Here is a 21,385-nt window from a genome sequence, read left to right as displayed (position 1 = left end):
GAGCGTGAGGGGACCATGTTCAGCATCGGAGACTTCGCCCGCCTCGGCCGCGTGTCGGTGCGGATGCTGCGCCACTACGACAGCATCGGCCTGCTCCGCCCGGCCAGCGTCGACGCGCACACCGGCTACCGCTCCTACCGGGCGGACCAGCTGCGCCGGCTCAACCGGGTGCTCGCCCTCAAGGACCTGGGTCTCACCCTGGAACAGGTGCGGGCGATCCTGGACGACGCCGTCGACACCGCCGAGCTGCGCGGCATGCTGCGGTTGCGCCGCAGCCAGCTGACGGCGCAACTGGCCGCCGACACCGCGCGGCTCACGGCCGTCGAGGCGAGGCTCCGCATGATCGAGTCGGAGGGTCGGATGACCGCCCAGGACGTCGTACTCACGCAGATCCCGCCGGTGCGCGTCGCGGAGCTGAGCGCTGTCGCGCCCAGCTACGAGACCCAGGACATCGGTCCGGTGATCCAACCGCTGTACCCGGAGCTGTTCCGCCGGCTGGCCGAGGCCGGGATCACGCCGACCGGCCCGGCCATCGCCTGGTACGAACCCGCCGGCGATGACGACGGCGACGCTGTCGTCGTGCACGCCGGGGTGACCGTCGGCGCCGGCGTGATGGCACGGTCCGACCTGGCGGTACGTGATCTGCCCGCGGTGGGCACGGCCGCGACGATCGTCCACCACGGCGCCATGGACGACGTCGAGCAGAGCATCCAGGTGCTCGCCCGGTGGATCGAGGAGAACGGCTACCGCACCGTCGGATTCGCCCGTGAGGTGTACCTGGAATATTGTCAGGACTCCCCGGAGCAGGGCGTCACCGAGCTTCAGCTCGCCGTCGACCGCGCCTGACTGTCGCTTTCGCCGTCGCGCCGAGCGCGTCGGCGGCTGGTCCCAGCGCCAGGTCCGATCGCCGCCAGCACCCGCACCCTGGCCGGGGCAGGCTGGACGCATGACGATCACCGCCACCTTCCGCGTCCACGCCGTGCCGGCCGCGGCGCTGGACCTCGTCCGTCGGACCGGCCGCGACGCCGCGGGCCATCGCGTCGAAGGGCGCCCGGCCGACGGCGGGGAGCCGCTGCGCTGTTGCCTGCGCGACGCCGAGGCCGGGGAGGCGCTGCTGCTCTTCGGCTACGCCCCGCCGATCGCCGCCGTCGCGTACCGGGAGATCGGGCCGGTCTTCGCGCACGCCTCCGCCTGCCCCGGCCCGGACCACCGCGGCGGCCACCCGCCGGCCTGGCGGGGACGTCCCCAGGTCCTGCGGGCGTACGACCGGCAGGGACGGATCTGCGGCGGCAGGCTGCACGACGGCACGGACCCGGAGGCGGTGATCGCGGAGCTGTTCGCCGACCCGCAGGTGCACCAGCTGCACAGCCGCAACGTGGTCTACGGCTGCTTCATGTTCGTGGTGGAGCGGGCCGCCGGGTGACGGCCCTCAGCTGACCAGCAGCAGCGCGCCGACCGCCGCGAGCGTGCCGACGACGGCGAGCAGGGTGCTGGTCAGCACGAACCGCTTCACCGGCACCGTCACACCGGCAGCCCGGCACCGTTCGAACCACAGCAGGGTGGCCAGCGACGCCCACGGCGCGGCCAGCGGGCCGACGTTCGTGCCGATCAGCAGGGCCAGCAGGCGGGTGTGGTCGGCCGTCGGCAGCACCGACTCGCCGGCCAGGTAGGCCGGTAGGTTGTTCACCGCGTTGGCCAGGAGCGCCCCGGTGCCGCCGGCACGCAGCGCGCCGGCCGCCCCGCCGTCGGCCCCGACCAGGCCGGCCACCAGGTCGTCCAGCCCGTGCCGGCCGAGGGTCTGCACCACCAGGAACAGGCCGACGACGAAGAGCAGCAGGCGTACGGGCACCAACGCGGGGCGCAGTGTCGCCGGGGAGCGGATCACGAAGCCCACCAGCACCAGCGCGAGCGCGACGCTGGAGGCGAGCCCGATCTCCACCCCGGCGAGGATGCCGGCGACGAAGAGCAGGCAACCGGCGAACGCGGTGCGGTGCAGCACCGCATCGGGCGGCACGTGCCGGGCCGGCGGTACGAAGCGACCACCGGCCGGCCGTTCACGCCGCCACCAGCCGTACCAGAGCAGCACCATCGTGACCGCCACGGCGGCGAGCTGCGGCAGCGCCATCCGCTCGGCGTACGCCAGTGGCGTGAGGCCGACCCGGTCGGCGGCCAGCAGGTTCGTCAGGTTGGACACCGGCAGCAGCAGGCTCGCGGTGTTCGCCAGCCAGACCGTGGTGACCGCGAGCGGCCCGGCCGGGACGCGCAGGCCGCGGGCCAGCGCGAGCAGCACCGGCGTGAGCAGCACGGCTGTGGTGTCGAGGTTGAGCACGAGCGTGGTCACCGTGGCGAGGCCGCCGCAGAGCAGGAACAGCGCCGCCCAGCGGCCCCGGGAGGCGATGGCCAGCCGGCTGGCCAGCACGTCGAAGACCCCCGCCACGGCGGTCAGCTCGGCCAGCACGATCACGGTGCCGAGGAAAAGCAGCAGCGGCAGGATGCGGTGCAGGGTCGCTGTCGTCTCGGCGCGGGGCAGCAGCCCGCTCAGCGCGCAGGCCGCACCGGCCACCGCGAGGACGACCGCCACCACGTCGAGCGGGTGGGGACGCCAGCGCACGGTCGGCTCGGGCGGGGCCGGCGGCGTGCCGGCGGCAGACTTCACAGCTGAGCACGTTGGCACATCACCCGCCGGAGCGGCCCGGCCACCCCCGCCCAGGTGACGGGCCCCACCGGGCTGCCCTCGACCGAGGCGCCGGCCCGCCGGACCGGGCCTGATCCACGTCGTGACATGGCCGGGCCCGGCCCCTTCGAGAAGGAGGCCGGGCCCGGGTCACGCGGTGCGTGCTACCAGCTCAGGTAACCGGGCTGGGTCTGCACGTTCAGCTCCGGGAACCGGGTCAGGTTGGCCGTCCAGGTCCGCCAGTCGTTCAGCTCCAGGACGTCCAGGCCCTTCTGGATGTCGTTGGAGTAGATGTTGCCGTTGTAGTAGTACGTCGACCAGGCGCCGCCCGTGATGGCCTGGGTGTCGGACAGCGGGCCCCGCTCCCAGTACGCGATCTCCTTGGGGTGGCGCGAGTCGGTGAAGTCCCAGACGGAGATGCCGCCCTGGTACCACGCCTGCACCATGATGTCCCGCCCGAGCACCGGGATCAGCGAGCCGTTGTGCGCCACGCAGTTCTCGGTCTCGGCGTTCGTCCGGGGGATCTTGTAGTAGCTGCGGAACTCCAGCTTCCGGGCGTCACCGCGGCCGGTGATGTCGTAGACGGCGTCCGCACCGCGGTTGGGGCCGACGGTCTCGTTGCAGGTGGCCGCCCCGCCGCCGCCCAGCTCGTCGGTGAAGACGACCTTGGTGCCGGCGTTGTTGAAGGTGGCCGAGTGCCAGAAGGCGAAGTTGACCGTGTCGCGGACCTGGGTGATCACCCGGGGCGCTTCGCGGTTCTTGATGTCGAGCAGGACGCCGTCACCCATGCAGGCGCCGGCGGCGATGTCCTTCGACGGGTACGCGGTGATGTCGTGGCAGCCGGTGGTCGCCGAGCCGGTCTCGCTGCCCGGGAAACCGCCGTCCGGGAAGAGGTTCGGCGTCGAGATGACTGCCGCCTGGGTCGGCTTCTTCACCGGCACCTTGATGATGGAGATGGAGTCGTGCGGCGGCTGGCAGTCGGGGAACTCGGCCCGCGGGCTGTACGACGAGACGTACAGGTAGACGTTCTTGCGGTCCTTGCCCGGCACCAGCGTGTGGGTGTGCGAGCCGCAGGCGGTCTCGACGGACTTGATGTAGCGCGGGTTGGCCTTGTCGCTGATGTCGAAGACCTTGATGCCCTCCCACGACTCCTTCACCGACGCCGGCTGCGCCACGCTCGCGCACGAGTCGTCGCTGCGTGACGAGTCGGTGGAGACGAAGAGTAGGTTGCCGTAGACGGAGATGTCGTTCTGCGAGCCCGGGCAGTTGACCTGCGCGGTGATCTTGGGCGCGCTGGGCCGGGAGATGTCGTAGACGACGAACCCGTTGTAGTTGCCGGCGAAGGCGTACTTGCCCTGGAACGCCATGTCGCTGTTGAGCGCGGCCGTCGTGTCGAACGGCGCCTGCTTCGGCAGGTTGGCGATCTGCCGCAGGTTGGGGCTGCTGCGGATCTCGTCGACACCCGGGATGTCGCTGGCGGCGGCGGCCGGTGGTGCCGCGGCCGGCGCTGCCTCCTGCGCGCTGCTCGGCGTCGCCACGGCGACGCTGGTCAGCAGCAGGCCTGTTGCGGCCAGGCTGACGATGCGGAGTTGTCGGAGCCGTGCGGTGGCCAACTTGATCATCGGCGGCGCCCTTCGAAAGGGGGGATGACGTTGTCGGTACCTTACCGAGCCACGGAGATCATCGATGTGAGCTGGGTCACATCTACGCCGACTCGTCAATGGATAGGATCGCTGCGACCTCGACCTGAGGGGGGTGCGACATGACTGTCCGACGTGGCCGGTTACTGGCCGTCGTCATAGCGGCGGCCATCGTTGTGGTGCTGGGGGTGCTGGCGGTCCGTGCCGGCGGCGACCCCGGCCGGCCGGCAGCCGAACGCGGTCCGGCGTCACCGTCTCCGACGGCCAGCCCGACCGGTCCGCCACCCCCGCCCGTGCTCGTGCCCGGCCGTCCGGGTGAGCCGGCGGTCGCCCGGTCCGCGCACGAGCTGCGCGACGACAGCCCACCCCGCTACAACGGCCTGGACACCATCTACGTCCAGATGATGATCCCGCACCACCAGCAGGCGCTGGAGATGAGCACGCTGGCCCAGGAGCGGGCGGCCGACCCCCGGATCCGCGCCTACGCCGACCGCATCCGCGCCGGCCAGGGCCCGGAGATCAAGGTCCTGCGCGGCTGGCTCGCCACCCGCGGGCTGCCCGAGACGGCGCCCGGCCACGACCACGCCGGCATGCGGGGAATGCAGTCACCCGAGGCGATGAACAGGCTGACCGCTGCCCGGGGCGTCGAGTTCGACCGCCTCTTCATCGCGATGATGACCGACCACCACCAGGGCGCCGTCACCATGGCCACCGACCTGCTGTCGGTAGGCGTCGATGCGACCCTCAACGAGCTGGCCACCTCCCTCGCCACCGAGCAGGCCATCGAGATCACCCGCCTGCGCGAGCTGACCCCGCGCTGACCAGCCACCGGCCGCCCGCCACCGGCCACGACACGTACGCTGGGTGACCGTGAGACGCACGCTGTTCGGCCGCCCCCTGCGCGGCGTCGCCTTCGACGTGGCCGTCTCCGCCGTGGTGGCGTTCGTCGGCCTCGCCTCGGCGGTGGCCCAGCCCGGCGGTTGGGCCGCCACCGGCGTCGGCGTGGCCATGGCGGTGGCGCTGCTGTTCCGCCGCACCCACCCGGGCGCGGTGACGGTCGTCGTGGCGGCGCTCGCCCTGGTCCAGGTGATCGCCCAGTGGGGTCCGCTCGCCTTCGACGTCGCCGTTCTCATCGCGCTCTACAGCGTCGTGAAATACGGCGAACGCCTGCGCGACGGCGTGCTGGCCGGCGCGGTCGCCGCCGTGGGCGTGCTGCTCGCCGCCGCGCAGACCCCCGGCGTCATCGACTGGTGGGTGACCGCGCTGTGGTACGCGCTGGTCACCGGCGCGGTCTGGCTCGTCGCGCTGAACGTACGGACCCGCCGCCTGTACGTGCTCAGCCTCGAGGAACGGGCCGCCACCCTGGAACGCGAGCGGGAGGCCGAGTCCCGGGTGGCGGTCGCCGAGGAGCGCACCCGCATCGCCCGCGAGTTGCACGACGTGGTGGCGCACAGCATGGCGGTGATGATCGTCCAGGCGGACGGGGCCCGGTTCATGCTCGACCGCGACCCCGAGCAGGCCCGCACGGCAGTGAAGGTGGTCGCCGACACCGGCCGTTCGGCGCTGGAGGAGATGCGCCGGCTGGTCGGGGTGCTGCGCGACGCGGGCCCGTCCGGCGTCGGCGGGTCGGTGGTGGCCGCCGACCCGGAGCACCGCCGGCTGGCCCTGGCCGAGCTGCCCGACCTGCTGGCCCGCTTCCGCGACGCCGGGCTGCGCATCCACGACACCGCCAGCGGTCAGCCGCCGGCCCTGCCTCCGGGCCTGGAACTGACCGTCTACCGCGTGGTGCAGGAGGCGCTGACCAACGCGCTCAAACACGCAGGTGTCGGGGCCGCCGTCGACGTCACCCTGGCGTACACCGCCGACGCCGTCGTGGTCCGGGTCGTCGACGACGGCCGAGGCCGCCCGGTGGTCAGCCCGGCGCCGTCGGGCGGTCACGGCCTGCTCGGCATGCGCGAGCGGGTGGCGGTGTACGACGGCAGCCTCACCGCCGGCGCCCAGCCGACCGGGGGTTGGCAGGTCCAGGTCCGGCTACCGCTACCGTCGGAACCCTCAGCGGAGGTGATCGCGGCATGACGGTCCGGGTGGTGATCGTGGACGACCAGGCGCTGGTGCGCGCCGGATTCCGGATGGTGCTCAGCTCCCAACCCGACCTGGAGGTGGTCGGGGAGGCCATCGACGGCGCGGACGCCCTGCGGGTGCTGTCCCGCACCGAGGCCGACGTGGTGGTGATGGACATCCGGATGCCCACCATGGACGGGGTGGAGGCGACCCGCCGGCTCTGCGCCGACCGGCCGTCGGGCCCTCCCCGGGTGCTCGTGCTGACCACCTTCGACACCGAGGCGGACGCGTTCGCCGCGCTCCAGGCCGGTGCCAGCGGCTTCCTGCTCAAGAACGTCCCGCCGGAGGAACTGCTGGACGCCATCCGGGTGGTGGCGCGAGGCGACTCGGTGGTCGCCCCGTCGATCACGCGGCGGCTGCTGGACCGCTTCGCCGGCCAGCTCGGCGCGGGCCCGACCGCCGACCCCCGGCTGGCCCAGCTCACCGAGCGGGAGCGGGAGGTGCTGCTGCTGGTCGCGCAGGGCCTGTCCAACGCCGAGATCGCCGCCAAGGTGCACGTGGCCGAGGCCACGGTGAAGACCCACGTCGGGCGCATCCTGGCGAAGCTGCACCTGCGCGACCGGGTCCAGGCGGTCGTGCTGGCGTACGAGAGCGGCCTGGTCACGCCCGGCCGGTGACCCGTCGTACGACCCGGGTCGTACGGCCGGCGGGCCGAGCGCTACCTCGGTCGTACGCACCTCGAGCGTCCAGGTGGAGATCGATCGGGTCGGCCCGGCCATAGCGTCGAAGGCGTCCGATCCGCGCCTGCACCGGGAGCCCGCACATGATCCGATCGACCCTGCGCTCGCTGCGCGCCGAGGCGCTGCGCATGCTGCTCTCCGCGCTGGCAGTCGTGCTCGGCGTCGCGTTCATCGCCGGCACGCTGATCTTCGTCGACGGGATGCGCGCCGGCGCGTACGAGCGGGCCGGGACCTTCGACCGGCACACCGACCTCGGCGTCTACCCGAGCGGCGACAGGGCGCTGCCGGCGAGCCTGGCCGACCGGGTCCGCGCCGTCGACGGCGTGGCCGCCGCGGCCGGGGAGCTGATCGGCACCGCGGGGCTTCTCGGCACCGACGGCCGGCCGGTGCTCGGCTACGCCGTGCTCGCCGGCATCCCCACCGAGGCTGCTCTGCGCTCGTACGACGTGGTGTCCGGCCGCCTACCCGACCGCGCGGGCGAGGTGGTGCTCGACGCGGCCACCGCGGCCGAGGAGGGCTTCACCCTCGGCGCCCCGGTCCAGGTCGGCGGCACCGGCGGCGCGGCCCGTCCGTACACCCTGGTCGGTACCGTCGACGTGGCGGGCAGCGTCCGCGACGTCGGCGGGCCGTTCATCGGCCTGGTCGGCCCGGACGCGCTCGCGGTCAGCGGCGCGCGCGGTTATGACCGGATCATGGTGGCGGCGCGACCGGGAACGTCCGAGACAGTGCTGACCGACCGGCTGCGCGCGGTCGTCGGGGGCGCCGACGCCAGCGTGAAGGGCCGGCAGCAGATCCTCGACGAGGCCGTCGACGACGCGGTCCGGGACCTGAACCAGTTCATGATGCTGCTGCTCATCTTCGTCGGGGTCGCGGTGGTGGTGGCCGGCTTCGTGATCGCCAACACCTTCGCGATCGTGCTGGCGCAACGCACCAGGCGCACCGCCCTGCTGCGCCTGGTGGGCGCGACGCGGGGGCAGGTCTTCCGGGCCGCCCTGCTGGAGTCGGCGCTGGTGGGCTTCGTGGCGTCCGTGCTCGGGGTGCTGCTCGGGATCGCTCTCGCGGCCGGTATGCGGCTGCTGATGACCCGGCTGGACGTGCCGTTCTCCGGTGGGCTGACCGTCGCCGGCTCGACAGTGCTGACCAGCCTGCTGCTTGGCACCGCGCTCACCGTGGCGTCCGCCCTGCTGCCCGCCTGGCGGGGGACCAGTGTCGCCCCGGTGGCCGCGCTCACCGACGCCGCGGTGCAGCCCGGTCGGGGCGCCGGTCGGCTGCGCCTGATCGTCGGTGCGGTGGTGCTCGGTGCCGGCGTCGCGGCCCTCGCTGGCGCCGCCAGCGCCGGTCAGGTGCTGCTCGTGGCCGTCGGCGGCGTGTTGGCGTTCTTCGGGATCGTCCTGTTCGGGCCGGTGCTCGTCCCGGCGCTGGTCCGGGCGATCGGCTGGCCGGCTCGGCGGCTGTTCGGGATGACAGTGGGTCTCGCGGTGGCCAACGCCGTGCGCAATCCGCGCCGGATCGCCGCCACGGCGACCGCCCTGGTGATCGGAATCGGACTCGTGTCGGCGTTCGTGGTCGGTGCGCGCAGCACCAAGGACGGCATCGAACGCAGCGTCGACGCCGAGATCGGGACGGACTTCGTGGTGAGCGGCATCGGCCAGAACCTGCCCGCCGCGCTCGCCGGTGAGCTGGCCGCGCGCCCCGAGTTGGGCGTGGTGCACGAGCAGCGCAGCACCGTCACCGGCGACATCGAGGTCCGCGCCGCCCACCCGGCGCTGGTCGGCCGGACGCTGACCGCCGTGCTGGCCGGCGACGTCGGGCGACTCGGGCCGGGGCAGGTCCTGGTGTACCGGGAGCTGGCGCAGGCGCGCGGCTGGCAGGTCGGTTCCCCGGTCACCATCGCGGGCCGGTCGTTCCGGGTGGCGGCGGTGGTCGCCGACGACGCGCCGGACATGGTCGCCGGCGCGGCGCCCAAGGGGCACGTCATCGACCTGGACGACGTGGACTTCGCCGTGCTCTTCCCCCGCGAGCGGGGCTTTCTGGCCGAGATCGACCCCGCCGCCGGCGTGAGCGCCGACGAGGCCCGCGACGCGATCGAGACCGTCCTGGCCCGCTATCCGACGGTGAACCTGATGGACCAGGGCGCGTACAAGAAGATGCTCACCGGCACTGTGGACATGCTGTTGGCCTTCGTCACCGCGCTGCTCGGCCTGGCCGTGGTGATCGCGCTGGTCGGCGTGGCGAACACGCTGAGCCTGTCGGTTGTCGAACGCACCCGGGAGAACGCCGTGCTGCGGGCGGTCGGGCTGACCCGGGCCCGGATGCGGGCCATGCTGGCGGCGGAGGCGGTCCTGATGGCACTTGTCGGCGCGGTGCTCGGCGTCGGTCTCGGCACCGGCGTCAGCGCCTCCGCGATGGCGCTGCTGGACCGTCTCGGTGGGGACTTCCACGTGGTGCTGCCGTTCGGCCAGCTCGGGTTGATCCTCGGCGTGGCCGTGCTGGCCGCCCTGCTCGCGTCGGTGCTCCCGGCCCGCCGGGCGTTGTCCCGGCCCGTCGTCGAGGCGCTCGCCGACACGTGATCCGGTCTGCCCCGTCTCGCGGGCGTCGAGCGGACATCCGCCGGCCGGTCCCGCCGTCTTCCCCGGCGGCGGGACCGGCCAGCGGTGCCGGGTCTAGAGGCGCTCGACCATCTCGCCGGCGCACCGGTTGCGGGTGTCGAAGACGTAGCGGGCGTGCCGGACCACCAGGTCGTAGTCGAAGCTGTCGTGGTCGGTGACCACCACCACCGCGTCCGCGGCCCGCACCTCCCGCTCGGTGAGCCCGACGATGGTGACCCCGGCGGGAATGTGGTGGGCCTGGGCGTACGGCTCGACCGCGTGGACCTCGGCGCCGAGGGCCTGCAGACGGCGGGCCACGTCGACGGCGGGGGAGTCCCGCATGTCTCCGGTGTTCTTCTTGTACGCGAGCCCCAGCAGCAGCAGCCGGGCGCCGCTCACCGCCCGACCGGAGCGGTTCAGCCCCGCCATGATCCGCTGGGCGACGTGCTCGGGCATCTCGTGGTTGACGTCGTTGGCCAGCTCGATGAACCGGAACTGCCGGCCGAGGCGCCGTTTGACCTGCCAGGACAGGTAGCACGGGTCGATCGGCAGGCAGTGCCCGCCGACGCCGGGGCCGGGCCGGAACGGCAGGAACCCGAACGGCTTGGTCTCGGCGGCGTCGATCGCCTGCCAGACGTCGATGTCCAGGTGGTGCGAGAGCATCGTCAGCTCGTTGATCAACGCGATGTTGACCTGGCGGAACGTGTTCTCGATCAGCTTGGTCAGCTCGGCGACCCTGGTGGAGTCCACCGCTACGGTGCGCTCCACCAGGCGCTGGTAGAACCCCTGCACCTGGGCCAGCGACGCCGGGTCGACACCCGAGACCACCTTCGGGGTGTTCTCCAGTCGCCAGGTCGGGTTGCCCGGGTCGATCCGCTCGGGGCTGTAGCCGAGGTGGAAGTCGCCGGGGCTGGTCAGCCCGCTGGCCGACTCCAGCAGCGGTCGAAGCAGCTCCTCCGTCGTGCCGGGATAGGTGGTCGACTCCAGGATCACCGTGCAACCCGGCCGCACGTACGGGCCGATGCCGACGCCGGCCTGCTCGACGAAGCTCAGGTCCGGGGTGCCGTCGCGCAGCGGGGTGGGCACGGTGATGACGCAGATGTCGAAACCCTCGGCGTCGGTGTACTCCGTGCTGGGGCGGTACCGACCGCTGCCCAGCGCCCGGCCCAGCCGGTCGGTGGGGATGTCCTCGACGAAGGACTCACCGGACGCGAGCCGCTTCACCCGGTCGGCGTCGACGTCGAGGCCGACGACGTCCAAGCCCGCCTCGACGGCGCGCATGGCCAGCGGCAGCCCGACGTACCCCTGACCGATCACGACCAGCTTCTCAGCGCTCACCCGGGCTCCCGCGGCAGATGGTGGAAATGACCTGCGGAGAGCCTAGAGTGGTTATCGGCGGCGTAAGTCCGTTTTGGTGATATCGGTGCTGGTGAGGCGGCTGGTCAGTTGCCCACCGGATCGTCCGGACCGGTCGACGCCTCCGAGCTGGGGGGCGGGCTGGTCGGGGGCGGGTCGGTCTTCGGCGGGTCGGTCTTCGGCGGGTCGCTGGGCGGCGGCGCGGTGGTCGCGTTCGGCGTCGCCGACGGCGGGCTGGACGACTGCGAGGGCTGCGTGCTCGGCGTGGCGGTGACCGACGCCGACGTGGTGGCGTCCGGGACGTTCGGCCGGTTCGGGCGCTCCGGGTCGTCGGTGCTCTGCTCGTTCGCCGCCGGCAGCTCCGCCTGCTGGCTGGGCGCCTGCGTCGCGGAGGTCGTCGGCAGGTTGACCGCCGGCTCCTCGTCGCCGGTGTTGCGTGCCGCACCCAGCGCCGCCCCGAGACCGATCAGGGCTACCAGCATGGCGGCTGCCGCGCCGACAAGTGGCCCGCGACGTCGCTGACGCGCGACATCCGCCGCGCTCGCCACCGCCGCGCCGACCGGCACGTCGGTGCGGGTGCCCGGTCCGGCCTCGCGCAGCGGGACCGACGCCGCCATCGCCGTCGGCGGCTCGCCGCCGGTGACCGCCGTGCGGGCGGCCTCGGCCATGGCCGAGCCGCTGGTGAAACGGTCGAGCGGATCCTTGGCGAGGGCCCGCGACACCAGGGCGCGGACCGCCTCGGGGATCTCGTGCGGCAGCTCCGGCGGCTCGTCGTCGAGATGCCGGACGGCGACCTGGAGGGGGTTGTCCCCGGTGAACGGTGGACCGCCGGTCAGGCAGCAGTAGGCGACCGCGCCGAGCGCGTAGATGTCGGTGGCGCCGCTGACCGGACGACCGGCGGCCTGCTCGGGCGCCATGTAGAGAGCCGTGCCGGGCACCGCGTTCGTGCTGGTGATGCTGGTCACGTTTGTGGAACGGGCGACGCCGAAGTCGACGAGGACGACAGTGCCGTCCTCCTGGACCAGCAGGTTGCTGGGCTTGACGTCGCGGTGCACGATGCCGCCGCGGTGTGCCGCGCTCAGCGCGTGCGCCGCCTGGGCCACGATCGACATCGTCTCGGCCACGTCGAGCCGACCCGCCGCCTCGATCCGCTTGGACAGCGGCTCGCCCTCGACGAACTCCATGACCAGGTAGTCCGCCCGACCGCCGTCGGGCAGGTCGTCCTCGCCGCAGTCGTACACCTGCACGATCCCGGGGTGCCGCAGAGCGGCCATGATCCGTGCCTCGGCCCGGAAACGGGCGATGAAGTCCGGGTCGGAGACCAGCGCCGGCAGCAGGACCTTGACCGCGACCTGCCGGCCGAGGACCAGGTCCGAGGCACGCCAGACGTCGCCCATGCCGCCGGTGGCGACACGTTCGTCCAGGCGGTACCGCCCGCTGAGCACGACCTCCGATGACAACACAGCATTACCGTACCCAGAGTGGCGGCCAACGGCGCGCTGCGGCTGATCGGCCAGGCGGTCGTACCCACCGGTCCGACCGGTCCGACCTCAGTGGACACGGCCAGATCTGTGACGCCATGATGACGGCACGTGACAAAAGGCGACACATCCCGGCGTACGATTGCCGGATCACCGCCGGGGGCCGTCTCCCGGCCCCGGGAGCGTCCGCTGGTGCCCAGCTGTTACGGCGGCACGCCGTCCGGACGGCTTGATAATTGTCACTCTTCCGTGACGCGATCCCGACTTGTCGCTCGGATGGTCCCCTCCTAGCGTTAGCCCGGCTCGGGGCCGCCCGGCCGACCGCCTCGAGAGTCGAGAGCCATCGCGCCGGGGCGGAGGCCCCCGGCCGGCCCGGACGCGGGCGCGAAGCGGATGCGGATTCGGGGGAGGGCGGTGCGGGTGCGGTCGACGGTGCGCGCGCGGACAGCGCCGCCATGGCGCGTCGGGCCGGGCCGCCGTCCCGAACGATCCGTGAGCCGCGGATGACCGGCGAGTTGTCCGAGGCGGTCACCGCGGCGCAGGCCGGCGACGAGGACGCCTTCCGCTTCCTGTACCGCAGCCTGCAGCCGGGTCTGCTGCGCTACCTGACCGCCCTCGTCGGCGCGGACGCCGAGGACGTGGCGTCGGAGACGTGGTTGCAGATCTCCCGCGACCTGCCCACCTTCACCGGCGGTGAGTTCCGCGCCTGGACGGTCACCATCGCCCGTAACCGGGCCATGGATCATCTGCGCCGGCTGCGTCGGCGACCGTCGCTGCCCGTCCCGGTGCAGGCGCTCACCGAGTTGGCCGGCGACGTCGACACCGCCGAGCGGGCCGGCGAGACGATCAGCACCGAGGCGGCCCTGGCACTGATCGCCACGCTGCCGCCGCGCGAGGCCGAGGCGGTGCTGTTGCGGGCCGTGATCGGGTTGGACGCTGAGTCGGCCGGTCGGGTGCTGGGGCGTCGGGCCGGGGCCGTCCGGACCGCCGCCCACCGTGGGCTGCGGCGGCTAGCCACCCTGCTGGATCGACAGACGGTGACCGTGGCGCCGCCCAACGGTGCGGTCCCCACCGGGACGACCGACGCGCAGGGCGGGGTGTCGACGCCTGACGCTCCGATGACGCGGTCCGCGCCTGCCGTGCCGGCTCACGGCGCCGACGGCGTCACACCGTCGGTCGGCGCCGAGGTGGTCCCGCCACCTCGCGGACGGACCGGCCGATCCCGGCGGACGTCACACGCCGAGCAGGCGGACGGCTGACGTGAGGGGATTCCGGATGAACCCGTACCGGCCGGACCGGCACGCCGGCCGTGCCGAGACCGAGCGGCTGCTCGACGCCACCCGCATCGACGCTGCCCTCGACCCCGAGGCGCCTTTCGGCCCGGACACGTCGTCGGCCTCCGCCGCGGCCCCGCACGTCGACACCGCCGTCGCTTTCGACCTCGATGCGGCCGAGCGGTCCCGTGCGTCCGCCGCCCCGCAGTCGGCGACCGACCCGCTGGCGCGGCTGCTCGCCGCCGCCGCCGGCCCGGCCCGGCCGGGGGAGCTGGCGGGCGAGGAGGCAGCGCTGGCCGCGTTCCGGGCCGCCCGGGCCGCCGCCCCGGAGCCCTCGGCGGGCCGACGACCACGCGGCCGCCGGCTCACCGCCGGCGCGTTGGCCTGGATCGGCGCGCTGGCGGCCACCGCCACCGCGGGCGCCGCGTTCGCCGCGGCCAGCCTGGACCTGGACCCGGCGCCGGAACCGGCGCCTCCGGTGCCGAGCAGCGCGCCGCGACCCTCCAATGCTCCCGAGGCCACCCCGTCCGCCGCTCCGAGCCGGTCGACGCCTGCTGGCTCGCCGTCGGTGACCGGCACCCCGTCGGCTGGCGTGACGCCGGGGGGTCAGTTGCACGGGCTGTGCCGCGCCTGGCGGGCCGGGAAGCCCGAGCAGCGGGAGAAGAAGTTGCGGACCCCGGCCTTCCAGCGGCTGGTGGCGGCCGCCGGTGGCGTCGCCGCAGTCGAGGAGTACTGCCAGCGACTGGTGCCCGAGGCGAAGCCGTCCGCTCCGGCGCGAACGTCCCCGTCAGCGGAGCCGTCCGCTCCGGAGCGGACGCCGCCCCCCGCCGAACCGTCCGCGGCGGCGACGCCGCCGGGATCGGCGAAGCACAAGCCCTCGCGCCCGGCGGGGCCGGCCGCGAACTGAGCATCCAGCCGGCGCGGTTCGTTCTGCCGTGCCCCGGGAAATTCGTCTGTTAGACAGAGGTTGGTGGCACCCTCGACGCCGCCGACAGTGTCGGTGGGTGGGTTTACGGTGGCACAGTGTTCCGGAGTTGGCGCACGACGAAGGAGGCTGCACCGATGGTGACGTCGCCCGAGCTGGACCGCAGCGCGATCCTGCGTGAGTCCGCCGCCGCCAGCCGACATCTCGCTCGCATCTGCTTCAAGACGGGCCCCCCGACATACACCGGCGTCGAACTGGAATGGACCGTGCACGACGCCGCCGACCCCGCCCGACCGGTCGACCCGGTGCGGCTGCGGGCGGCGCTGGGGCGCCACAGCCCCGTCACGCTGGACCCGGCGAGCCCCGCCGAGCCGCTGCGACACGGCGGCACGGTGACCCTCGAACCGGGCGGCCAGTTGGAGATCTCCACCCCGCCGCGCTCCTCGGCCGGCGCGCTGATCCAGGCCACCGAGGCCGATATCGCCCAGGTCACCGGCCTGCTGACCGCCGCCGGGCTGACCCTCGGCCGCAGCGGAATCGACCCGCACCGTCGGCCCCGCCCCGTGGTGGACACCCCCCGATACCGCGCGATGCGCCGCGCCTTCGACAGGCGGGGACCGGCCGGCCGGACGATGATGTACAGCACCGCCGGTCTGCAGGTCTGCCTCGACATCGGCGAGCCGGACCAGGTCGCGCCGCGCTGGGCGGCGGCCCACGCGGTCGGGCCGCCGTTGCTGGCGGCGTTCGCCTCGGCCAGCCGGCACGCCGGGCGGCGCACCGGGTGGGCGTCCGCGCGGATGGCCGCCTGGCTGGCCATCGACCCGACCCGCACCCGCCCGGTGTGGGTGCCCGGCAACGCCGACGAGGATCCGACGACCACCTGGATCCGGTACGTGCTGGCCGCGCCGCTGCTCTGCCTGCGCCGACGCGGCCCGGACTGGGCGCCGCCGCCGGGTGTCACCTTCGCCGACTGGCTCGACGGGGCGCTGCCCCGCCCACCCACCACCGACGATCTTGACTATCACGTCAGCACCCTCTTTCCGCCCGTGCGTCCGCGCGGCTACCTGGAACTGCGCTATCTGGACGCCCAGCCGGACCGGGACTGGCGTCTCCCGCTGGCGGTGTTGAGCGCGCTGTTCGCCGACGCGGACACCGTGCGCGCGGCGTACACGATCGGTGCGCCGGTGGCGCACCGCTGGTCGGCGGCCGCGCGGCACGGTCTGTCCGACCCGACGCTGGCCGCCGCCGCGGCCGCGCTGCTCGACCTGGCCCTGGCCGCACTGCCCCGGCTGGAGCTGCCGGCCGGCATCCACGACGAGGTCCACCGAGGCGTACGACGGCGGCTGGCCGCCGCACAGCGGGGAGACCGGTGAGTGCGAGGAGTGAGCCGGGGTTGCGAGCCCCGCAGTCGCGAACGGAAGGCGGACTGGGTGAGTGCGAGGAGTGAGCCGGGGTTGCGAGCCCCGCAGTCGCGAACGGAAGGCGGACTGGGTGAGTGCGAGGAGTGAGCCGGGGTTGCGAGCCCCGCAGTCGCGAACGGAAGGCGGACTGGGTGAGCGCGAGGAGTGAGCCGGGGTTGCGAGCCCCGCAGTCGCGAACGAAAGGGAGACCGGTGAACGGCGAGACGGTGGCTGTGGGCACGACTGACCATCCCGAGGGGGAGCGGTTGCGGGGGCGGATCGCGGCGGAGTTGGCGCGTGCCCGGTCCCGTACGGCGCTGCTGACCGAGGCCGTCGACGAGGCCGACCTGATGCGCCAGCACTCTCCGTTGATGTCGCCGTTGGTGTGGGATCTGGCGCACGTCGGCAACCAGGAGGAACTCTGGCTGGTCCGTGATGTGGGTGGCCGCGAGCCGGTCCGCTGCGACATCGACGAGTTGTACGACGCGTTCAAGCAGCCCCGCCGCGACCGGCCGGCGCTGCCGCTGCTGCCACCGGCGGAGGCGCGTGCCTATCTGGGCACGGTCCGCGACAAGGTGCACGACCTGCTCGACGCCGTGAGTTTCACCGACCGGCCGCTGGTCGCCGACGGGTTCGCCTTCGGCATGATCGTTCAGCACGAGCAGCAGCACGACGAGACGATGCTCGCGACCCACCAGCTGCGCGCGGGTGCGGCGGTTCTGCACGCCCCGCCACCACCCGAGCCGACCGCCCGCGTCGGCGGTGAGGTGCTGGTGCCGGCCGGGGAGTTCACGATGGGCACGGACACCGATCCCTGGGCGCTGGACAACGAACGTCCCGCGCACCGCGTCGACCTGCCCGCGTACGTCATCGACGCCGCGCCGGTCACCAACGGCGAGTACGTGGCGTTCATCGCCGACGGCGGCTACACCGACCCACGGTGGTGGAGCGCGGCGGGTTGGGAGCACCGGGTGTCCGAGCAGCTCGTCGCGCCGATGCACTGGCGTCGCGACGGTGACGGCTGGGCGTACCGCCGCTTCGGCAGGTGGGATCCGGTGCGCGCCGACGAGCCGGTGGTGCACGTGTGCTTCTACGAGGCGCAGGCGTACGCCGCGTGGGCGGGCAAGCGTCTGCCGACCGAGGCGGAGTGGGAGAAGGCCGCCCGGTGGGATCCGGCGACGGGTCGGTCGCGCCGTTACCCGTGGGGCGACGAGGACCCGACCGAGGCGCACGCGAACCTCGACCAACGTCACCTGCGGCCGGCGCCGGTGGGCGCGTACCCGGCGGGGGCGTCGCCGTTGGGTGTGCACCAGCTCATCGGGGACGTCTGGGAGTGGACGTCGACGACCTTCCGCGGCCATCCCGGCTTCACCGCGTTTCCCTACCGGGAATACTCGGAGGTGTTCTTCGGCGAGGACTACCGGGTGCTGCGTGGCGGCTCGTTCGGCACGGACCGGTCGGCCTGCCGGGGGACGTTCCGCAACTGGGACTATCCGATCCGGCGGCAGATCTTCAGCGGCTTCCGCTGCGCCCGGGACGCCGCGCCGGACGAGTCGCACCCGTGACGTCGCGCCGGGCGGCTGCGCCGGCGGCCGGCTTGCGCTGATGTGCCGTCACCTGGCCTATCTGGGGCCGCCGGTCACGCTTGCCGAGCTGCTGTTCGAGCCGGCGCACGCACTCGTACGCCAGTCCTGGGCGCCTCGTGACATGCGCGGCGGCGGCACGATCAACGCCGACGGGTTCGGCGTCGGCTGGTATCCGAGCGACGGCGAGCCGGTGCGGTACCGGCGTGCCCAGCCGATCTGGAGCGACCCGACGATCGCCGACCTGGCGGCGGTGACCCGGGCCGGCGCTGTGCTGGCCGCGGTCCGCTCGGCGACCGTCGGGATGGCGGTGCTCGACGGTGCCGCCGCGCCGTTCGCCGAGGGGCGCTGGCTGTTCAGCCACAACGGTGTGGTCCGGGGCTGGCCGGACGCGGTGGTGCCGCTCGCCGCCGGCCTGCCGGTCCGTGACCTGCTGACCCTGGACGCGGCGACCGACTCGGCGTTGCTGTGGGCGCTGGTGCGGCACCGGCTGCGCGGCGGCGACGATCCGGCGGAGGCGGTGGCCCGGACGGTGGCCGAGGTCGCCGTGGCCGCCCCGGGGTCGCGGCTGAATGTGCTGCTCACCGACGGGCGGCGCGTGGTGGCCACCACGTTCGGCCACGCGCTGTCGGTACGTGCGGCGGCGGGCTCGGTGCTGCTGGCCTCCGAGCCACACGACGACGATCCCGGGTGGCGGCCGGTGCCGGAGGGGCACCTGGTCACGGCCACCGTGGACGAGGTGCGGATGTGCCCACTGCCGATCCGGTGAGCGGCACCGGTCGGGCAACGCGAGGTGTGTGACCGAGGAGAGAGGCAGGACCGATGACCGCGGAACCGTTGGAGATCTACCTTGAGCCGCAGGACCTGGAGCGTGGCCTGCGGGAGGACGTCCGGGCCGGGTTGACCGCCGAGGCGAAGTGGCTGCCGCCGAAGTGGTTCTACGACTCGCGGGGCAGCGAGCTGTTCGAGGAGATCACCCGGCTGCCCGAGTACTACCCGACCCGGGCGGAGCGGGCGGTGCTGGCCGAGCGCGCGCCGGACGTGGCGGCGCTGACCGGCGCCAAGACCCTGATCGAGCTGGGCTCCGGCTCGTCGGAGAAGACCCGGCTGCTGCTGGACGCGCTCACCCGTCAGGGCGGGCTGGGCACGTTCGTGCCGCTGGACGTGTCGGTAAGTGCCCTGCTGGGGTCGACCGCGCAGATCGCCGCCGACTATCCGGGGCTGCGGGTCCGGGGCATCGTGGGTGACTTCACCCGTCAGCTCGACCGGCTGCCCACCGGCGGTCGGCGGCTGGTGGTGTTCCTGGGCGGCACGATCGGCAACCTGCTGCCGGCCGAGCGGGCCGACTTCCTGGCCGCGATGCGCGCCGCGCTGGAGGTCGGCGACTGGCTACTGCTCGGCACCGACCTGGTGAAGGACCCGTCGGTGATCGTGCCCGCGTACGACGACGCGGCCGGCGTCACGGCCGAGTTCAACCGCAACGTGCTGTACGTGATCAACCGGGAGTTGGGCGCCGATTTCGACCCGGAGGCGTTCGAGCACGTCGCCCACTGGGATCCGGACCACGAGTGGATCGAGATGCGGCTGCGGGCGACGCGCCCGATGCGGGTCCGGGTGCTGGATCTGACGGTCCAGTTCGCCGCGGGGGAGGAGCTGCGCACGGAGGTGTCGGCGAAGTTCCGTCCGGAGGGGGTGGCCGCGGAGCTGCGCGACGCGGGCTTCGCGGCGGCGAACTTCTGGACCGACCCGGACGGGCTCTTCGGCGTGACCCTGGCCCGGGCGCGGTGAGGCTGCACCCACGATCTCCGGCCCGGGCGCGGTGAGGCTCTTCACCCGCGGCGTCCGGGCCGTTCGGTGATCGGTTAGGCTGGTCGCGCGAAGGGGAGTAGCCCCCAATGTCGTGGTCGACATACTGGTGCGTTCCGCACCCGGCCACGCGGCCCCGGTCTCCGGGGCGGGCGAGACCTTCGACTCAGGCTGTCGCAGCCGGGTCGAGGGCGCCCCCGTACCTCCTCCCGGCGTGAACGGGAAGGATGTCATGGAGGGATTCCTCGCCGCGCTGGTCGTCAGCTTCGGTGTCATTTTCGTGGCCGAGCTGGGAGACAAGTCCCAGTTGATGGCGCTGACGTTCGCCACGCGGTTCAAGCCGATTCCGGTGTTGATCGGCATCACCGTCGCCACGGCGGTGGTGCACCTGGCGTCGGTCGCCATCGGGTCGGGTCTCGGCGCCGTGCTGCCCACCGAGTGGATCTCCCTGGTGGCCGGTGTGGCGTTCCTCGGCTTCGGCGCGTGGACCCTGCGCGGTGACAAGCTCACCGAGGAGGAGAAGCGCAAGGCCGAGAAGACCAGCAAGACCGCGATCGTGGCGGTGTCGGTCGCGTTCTTCCTGGCCGAGCTGGGTGACAAGACGATGCTCGCGACGATCACCCTGGCCACCAAGTACGGCTGGTTCGGCACCTGGCTCGGTTCCACGATCGGCATGGTGGCCGCGGACGCGCTGGCCATCCTGGTGGGCCGGATGCTCGGCCGCCGCCTGCCGGAAAAGACCATCAAGTACGGCGCCGCGGTGCTCTTCGCCATCAGTGGCCTCTGGCTGATCCTGGAGGCCGTCAACGAGCTGACCTGAGCACCGACTAGCTGCCCCGCTGGCGGGTAACGGCTCCGGGTGGAGCCGGCGGAGCTGCTGCGCCACGGCGACGAGGTGCTGGTCGCCGTGGTGGAGGTGGCCGGGGCTCTGGTGATCTTCGTGGGTGCCGTGTGGGCGGCGGTGCGGTTCGTGGTCGAAGGACTGCGGCACCGCACCGCCGCCGTCTTCACTCCGATCCGACTGTCCCTGGGCCGGTTTCTGACGCTCGGTCTGGAGTTCCAGCTGGCCGCCGACGTCCTGCGTACGGCGGTGTCACCGTCGTTCACCCAGATCGGCCAGCTGGCGGCGATCGCCACGATCCGGACGGCGCTGAACTACTTCCTGGGCCGGGAGATCCGGCAGGAGCAGCGGCAGGTCACCGACGGGCAGCCACGGCCGTGATCGGTGCGCTGGTCGAGGTGGTGACCGCGCTGGCCCTGGTCGTGGGTGTGGTCACCGCCCTGTGCACAGGTGCCGTCCGGGTCGCGGTTCGGGTCCTGCTGGATCTGCTCACGGCGGCCGGCCTGCTCCGTCTGGCCGGCGATCCGCAGTGGGGTGCCCTCGCTGCCGCGGCGGCGATCGTCGCGCTGCGCCAACTGCTCGCGGCGGCGTTGAGTCTCGCGCCGCCGTGGTCGCGCCGACAATCCCCGCCGCGCTGCGCGGACGACGATCACCACTTACCGTGGGCGGTAGCAGCGAAACAGGGAAAAGCGGGAGGATAACCACATGGCCCGGCACGACGAACCGAACGAGTACGGCTACGCCGGTGGCGCCACCGCTCCCGAGCCCCAGCCCGGCGGCAAGCCCGACGAGCAGGACCTCGCGGAGGAGGTGGCGGTGCCGGGCGACGATCTCACCGCGCCGGCGACCGACGCGTTGGCCGACGAGACCGAGGAGCGTCGCCCCAGCGAGCGTCGCCGCTGACCTCCGCACGCATCGCCGGCGGTCGCCCCACAGGGGCGACGGCGTTCACGGCCGCCGCCGACCCGGACGCGCTGACCGCGCTGCGGTCGGTGCACCTGGGGACCGGTCACCGG

General features: G+C 73.3%; 19 protein-coding genes and 1 pseudogene. 16 read left to right on the top strand and 4 right to left on the bottom strand.

Features of this window, described 5'->3' with window-relative positions:
- Positions 1-15 precede the first annotated feature (15 nt).
- Together AB0B39_RS07790 and AB0B39_RS07785 are read left to right on the top strand one after the other, a co-directional pair.
- Positions 16-846, top strand: a complete 831-nt coding sequence (locus AB0B39_RS07790) for a MerR family transcriptional regulator (protein WP_357573808.1) — start codon at positions 16-18, stop codon at positions 844-846.
- 100 nt (positions 847-946) lie between these two features.
- Entirely contained in the window at positions 947-1,423 is a 477-nt protein-coding gene (locus AB0B39_RS07785; protein WP_357496857.1) for a DUF1203 domain-containing protein, read from the top strand.
- A 6-nt stretch (positions 1,424-1,429) separates the two neighbouring features.
- On the opposite strand, the gene AB0B39_RS07780 is transcribed toward AB0B39_RS07785, so the two are convergent.
- Together AB0B39_RS07780 and AB0B39_RS07775 are read right to left on the bottom strand one after the other, a co-directional pair.
- Positions 1,430-2,656 (bottom strand): SLC13 family permease, encoded by a 1,227-nt coding sequence (locus tag AB0B39_RS07780; RefSeq protein ID WP_357573807.1) that lies wholly within the window; start codon positions 2,654-2,656, stop codon positions 1,430-1,432.
- A 182-nt stretch (positions 2,657-2,838) separates the two neighbouring features.
- A complete protein-coding gene (locus AB0B39_RS07775; protein ID WP_234582829.1) occupies positions 2,839-4,296 on the bottom strand; it encodes a hypothetical protein in 1,458 nt (485 codons plus the stop codon).
- A gap of 140 nt (positions 4,297-4,436) precedes the next feature.
- Here AB0B39_RS07775 and AB0B39_RS07770 point away from each other — a divergent pair, with 140 nt between their 5' ends.
- The 4 genes from AB0B39_RS07770 (at position 4,437) to AB0B39_RS07755 (ending at position 9,685) form a co-directional block, all read left to right on the top strand.
- Entirely contained in the window at positions 4,437-5,135 is a 699-nt protein-coding gene (locus AB0B39_RS07770; protein WP_357573806.1) for a DUF305 domain-containing protein, read from the top strand.
- 43 nt (positions 5,136-5,178) lie between these two features.
- Positions 5,179-6,390, top strand: a complete 1,212-nt coding sequence (locus AB0B39_RS07765) for a histidine kinase (protein ID WP_357573805.1) — start codon at positions 5,179-5,181, stop codon at positions 6,388-6,390.
- On the top strand, positions 6,387-7,052 hold the full coding sequence (locus AB0B39_RS07760; protein ID WP_357496849.1) for a response regulator transcription factor: 666 nt from the start codon (positions 6,387-6,389) through the stop codon (positions 7,050-7,052). Before AB0B39_RS07765 ends, AB0B39_RS07760 begins: the two co-directional genes overlap by 4 nt.
- Before the next feature lie 146 nt (positions 7,053-7,198).
- The gene (locus AB0B39_RS07755) at positions 7,199-9,685 is read left to right on the top strand and encodes an ABC transporter permease (protein ID WP_357573804.1); all 2,487 of its coding nucleotides are present in this window, start codon (positions 7,199-7,201) and stop codon (positions 9,683-9,685) included.
- Between the two features lie 93 nt (positions 9,686-9,778).
- Here the strand turns inward: AB0B39_RS07755 and AB0B39_RS07750 are convergent, their stop codons facing one another.
- Entirely contained in the window at positions 9,779-11,041 is a 1,263-nt protein-coding gene (locus AB0B39_RS07750; RefSeq protein ID WP_357496845.1) for a nucleotide sugar dehydrogenase, read from the bottom strand.
- Positions 11,042-11,145: 104 nt separating this feature from the next.
- Entirely contained in the window at positions 11,146-12,522 is a 1,377-nt protein-coding gene (locus AB0B39_RS07745) for a serine/threonine-protein kinase (protein WP_357496843.1), read from the bottom strand.
- Positions 12,523-13,043: 521 nt separating this feature from the next.
- Here AB0B39_RS07745 and AB0B39_RS07740 point away from each other — a divergent pair.
- The 10 genes and pseudogenes from AB0B39_RS07740 to AB0B39_RS07695 all read left to right on the top strand — a co-directional run.
- Positions 13,044-13,571: pseudogene (locus AB0B39_RS07740) on the top strand (RNA polymerase sigma factor); the annotation flags it as partial.
- 244 nt (positions 13,572-13,815) lie between these two features.
- Positions 13,816-14,721 carry a hypothetical protein gene (locus AB0B39_RS07735; RefSeq protein ID WP_357573803.1) on the top strand — a complete coding sequence of 302 codons (906 nt, stop codon included), beginning with the start codon at positions 13,816-13,818 and terminating at the stop codon, positions 14,719-14,721.
- Between the two features lie 155 nt (positions 14,722-14,876).
- Complete coding sequence (gene egtA, locus AB0B39_RS07730; protein ID WP_357573802.1) at positions 14,877-16,112, top strand: ergothioneine biosynthesis glutamate--cysteine ligase EgtA; 1,236 nt, start codon at positions 14,877-14,879, stop codon at positions 16,110-16,112.
- Positions 16,113-16,351: 239 nt separating this feature from the next.
- Positions 16,352-17,704 (top strand): ergothioneine biosynthesis protein EgtB, encoded by a 1,353-nt coding sequence (gene egtB, locus AB0B39_RS07725; RefSeq protein WP_357573801.1) that lies wholly within the window; start codon positions 16,352-16,354, stop codon positions 17,702-17,704.
- Positions 17,705-17,744: 40 nt separating this feature from the next.
- Positions 17,745-18,491 (top strand): ergothioneine biosynthesis protein EgtC, encoded by a 747-nt coding sequence (gene egtC, locus AB0B39_RS07720; RefSeq protein ID WP_357496835.1) that lies wholly within the window; start codon positions 17,745-17,747, stop codon positions 18,489-18,491.
- A 53-nt stretch (positions 18,492-18,544) separates the two neighbouring features.
- Entirely contained in the window at positions 18,545-19,510 is a 966-nt protein-coding gene (gene egtD / locus AB0B39_RS07715) for an L-histidine N(alpha)-methyltransferase (protein ID WP_234591224.1), read from the top strand.
- 250 nt (positions 19,511-19,760) lie between these two features.
- Positions 19,761-20,348, top strand: a complete 588-nt coding sequence (locus tag AB0B39_RS07710; RefSeq protein WP_234591222.1) for a TMEM165/GDT1 family protein — start codon at positions 19,761-19,763, stop codon at positions 20,346-20,348.
- Between the two features lie 39 nt (positions 20,349-20,387).
- Positions 20,388-20,750 carry a DUF1622 domain-containing protein gene (locus AB0B39_RS07705; RefSeq protein WP_234591220.1) on the top strand — a complete coding sequence of 121 codons (363 nt, stop codon included), beginning with the start codon at positions 20,388-20,390 and terminating at the stop codon, positions 20,748-20,750.
- Entirely contained in the window at positions 20,747-21,070 is a 324-nt protein-coding gene (locus tag AB0B39_RS07700; RefSeq protein WP_357496832.1) for a hypothetical protein, read from the top strand. Before AB0B39_RS07705 ends, AB0B39_RS07700 begins: the two co-directional genes overlap by 4 nt.
- A 4-nt stretch (positions 21,071-21,074) precedes the next feature.
- Positions 21,075-21,272: a hypothetical protein gene (locus AB0B39_RS07695; protein WP_234591216.1), complete on the top strand. Its 198-nt coding sequence runs from the start codon at positions 21,075-21,077 to the stop codon at positions 21,270-21,272.
- Positions 21,273-21,385: the final 113 nt, after the last annotated feature.

Origin of the sequence: Micromonospora sp. NPDC049114, from assembly GCF_040648635.1 — a bacterium.
Lineage (GTDB): Bacteria > Actinomycetota > Actinomycetes > Mycobacteriales > Micromonosporaceae > Micromonospora.
The sequence above is the reverse complement of the archived record's forward strand: the minus strand, read 5'-3'. Positions and strand labels throughout refer to the sequence as shown.

Excerpts from the sequence above, each read along its gene's own strand:
- AB0B39_RS07790 (WP_357573808.1), top strand. The coding sequence starts at position 16 with ATGTTCAGCATCGGAGACTTCGCCCGCCTCGGCCGCGTGTCGGTGCGG.
- AB0B39_RS07785 (WP_357496857.1), top strand. The coding sequence starts at position 947 with ATGACGATCACCGCCACCTTCCGCGTCCACGCCGTGCCGGCCGCGGCG.
- AB0B39_RS07775 (WP_234582829.1), bottom strand. The coding sequence starts at position 4,296 with ATGATCAAGTTGGCCACCGCACGGCTCCGACAACTCCGCATCGTCAGC.
- AB0B39_RS07770 (WP_357573806.1), top strand. The coding sequence starts at position 4,437 with ATGACTGTCCGACGTGGCCGGTTACTGGCCGTCGTCATAGCGGCGGCC.
- AB0B39_RS07760 (WP_357496849.1), top strand. The coding sequence starts at position 6,387 with ATGACGGTCCGGGTGGTGATCGTGGACGACCAGGCGCTGGTGCGCGCC.
- AB0B39_RS07755 (WP_357573804.1), top strand. The coding sequence starts at position 7,199 with ATGATCCGATCGACCCTGCGCTCGCTGCGCGCCGAGGCGCTGCGCATG.
- AB0B39_RS07735 (WP_357573803.1), top strand. The coding sequence starts at position 13,816 with ATGAACCCGTACCGGCCGGACCGGCACGCCGGCCGTGCCGAGACCGAG.
- egtA (WP_357573802.1), top strand. The coding sequence starts at position 14,877 with ATGGTGACGTCGCCCGAGCTGGACCGCAGCGCGATCCTGCGTGAGTCC.
- egtC (WP_357496835.1), top strand. The coding sequence starts at position 17,745 with ATGTGCCGTCACCTGGCCTATCTGGGGCCGCCGGTCACGCTTGCCGAG.
- egtD (WP_234591224.1), top strand. The coding sequence starts at position 18,545 with ATGACCGCGGAACCGTTGGAGATCTACCTTGAGCCGCAGGACCTGGAG.
- AB0B39_RS07710 (WP_234591222.1), top strand. The coding sequence starts at position 19,761 with ATGGAGGGATTCCTCGCCGCGCTGGTCGTCAGCTTCGGTGTCATTTTC.
- AB0B39_RS07695 (WP_234591216.1), top strand. The coding sequence starts at position 21,075 with ATGGCCCGGCACGACGAACCGAACGAGTACGGCTACGCCGGTGGCGCC.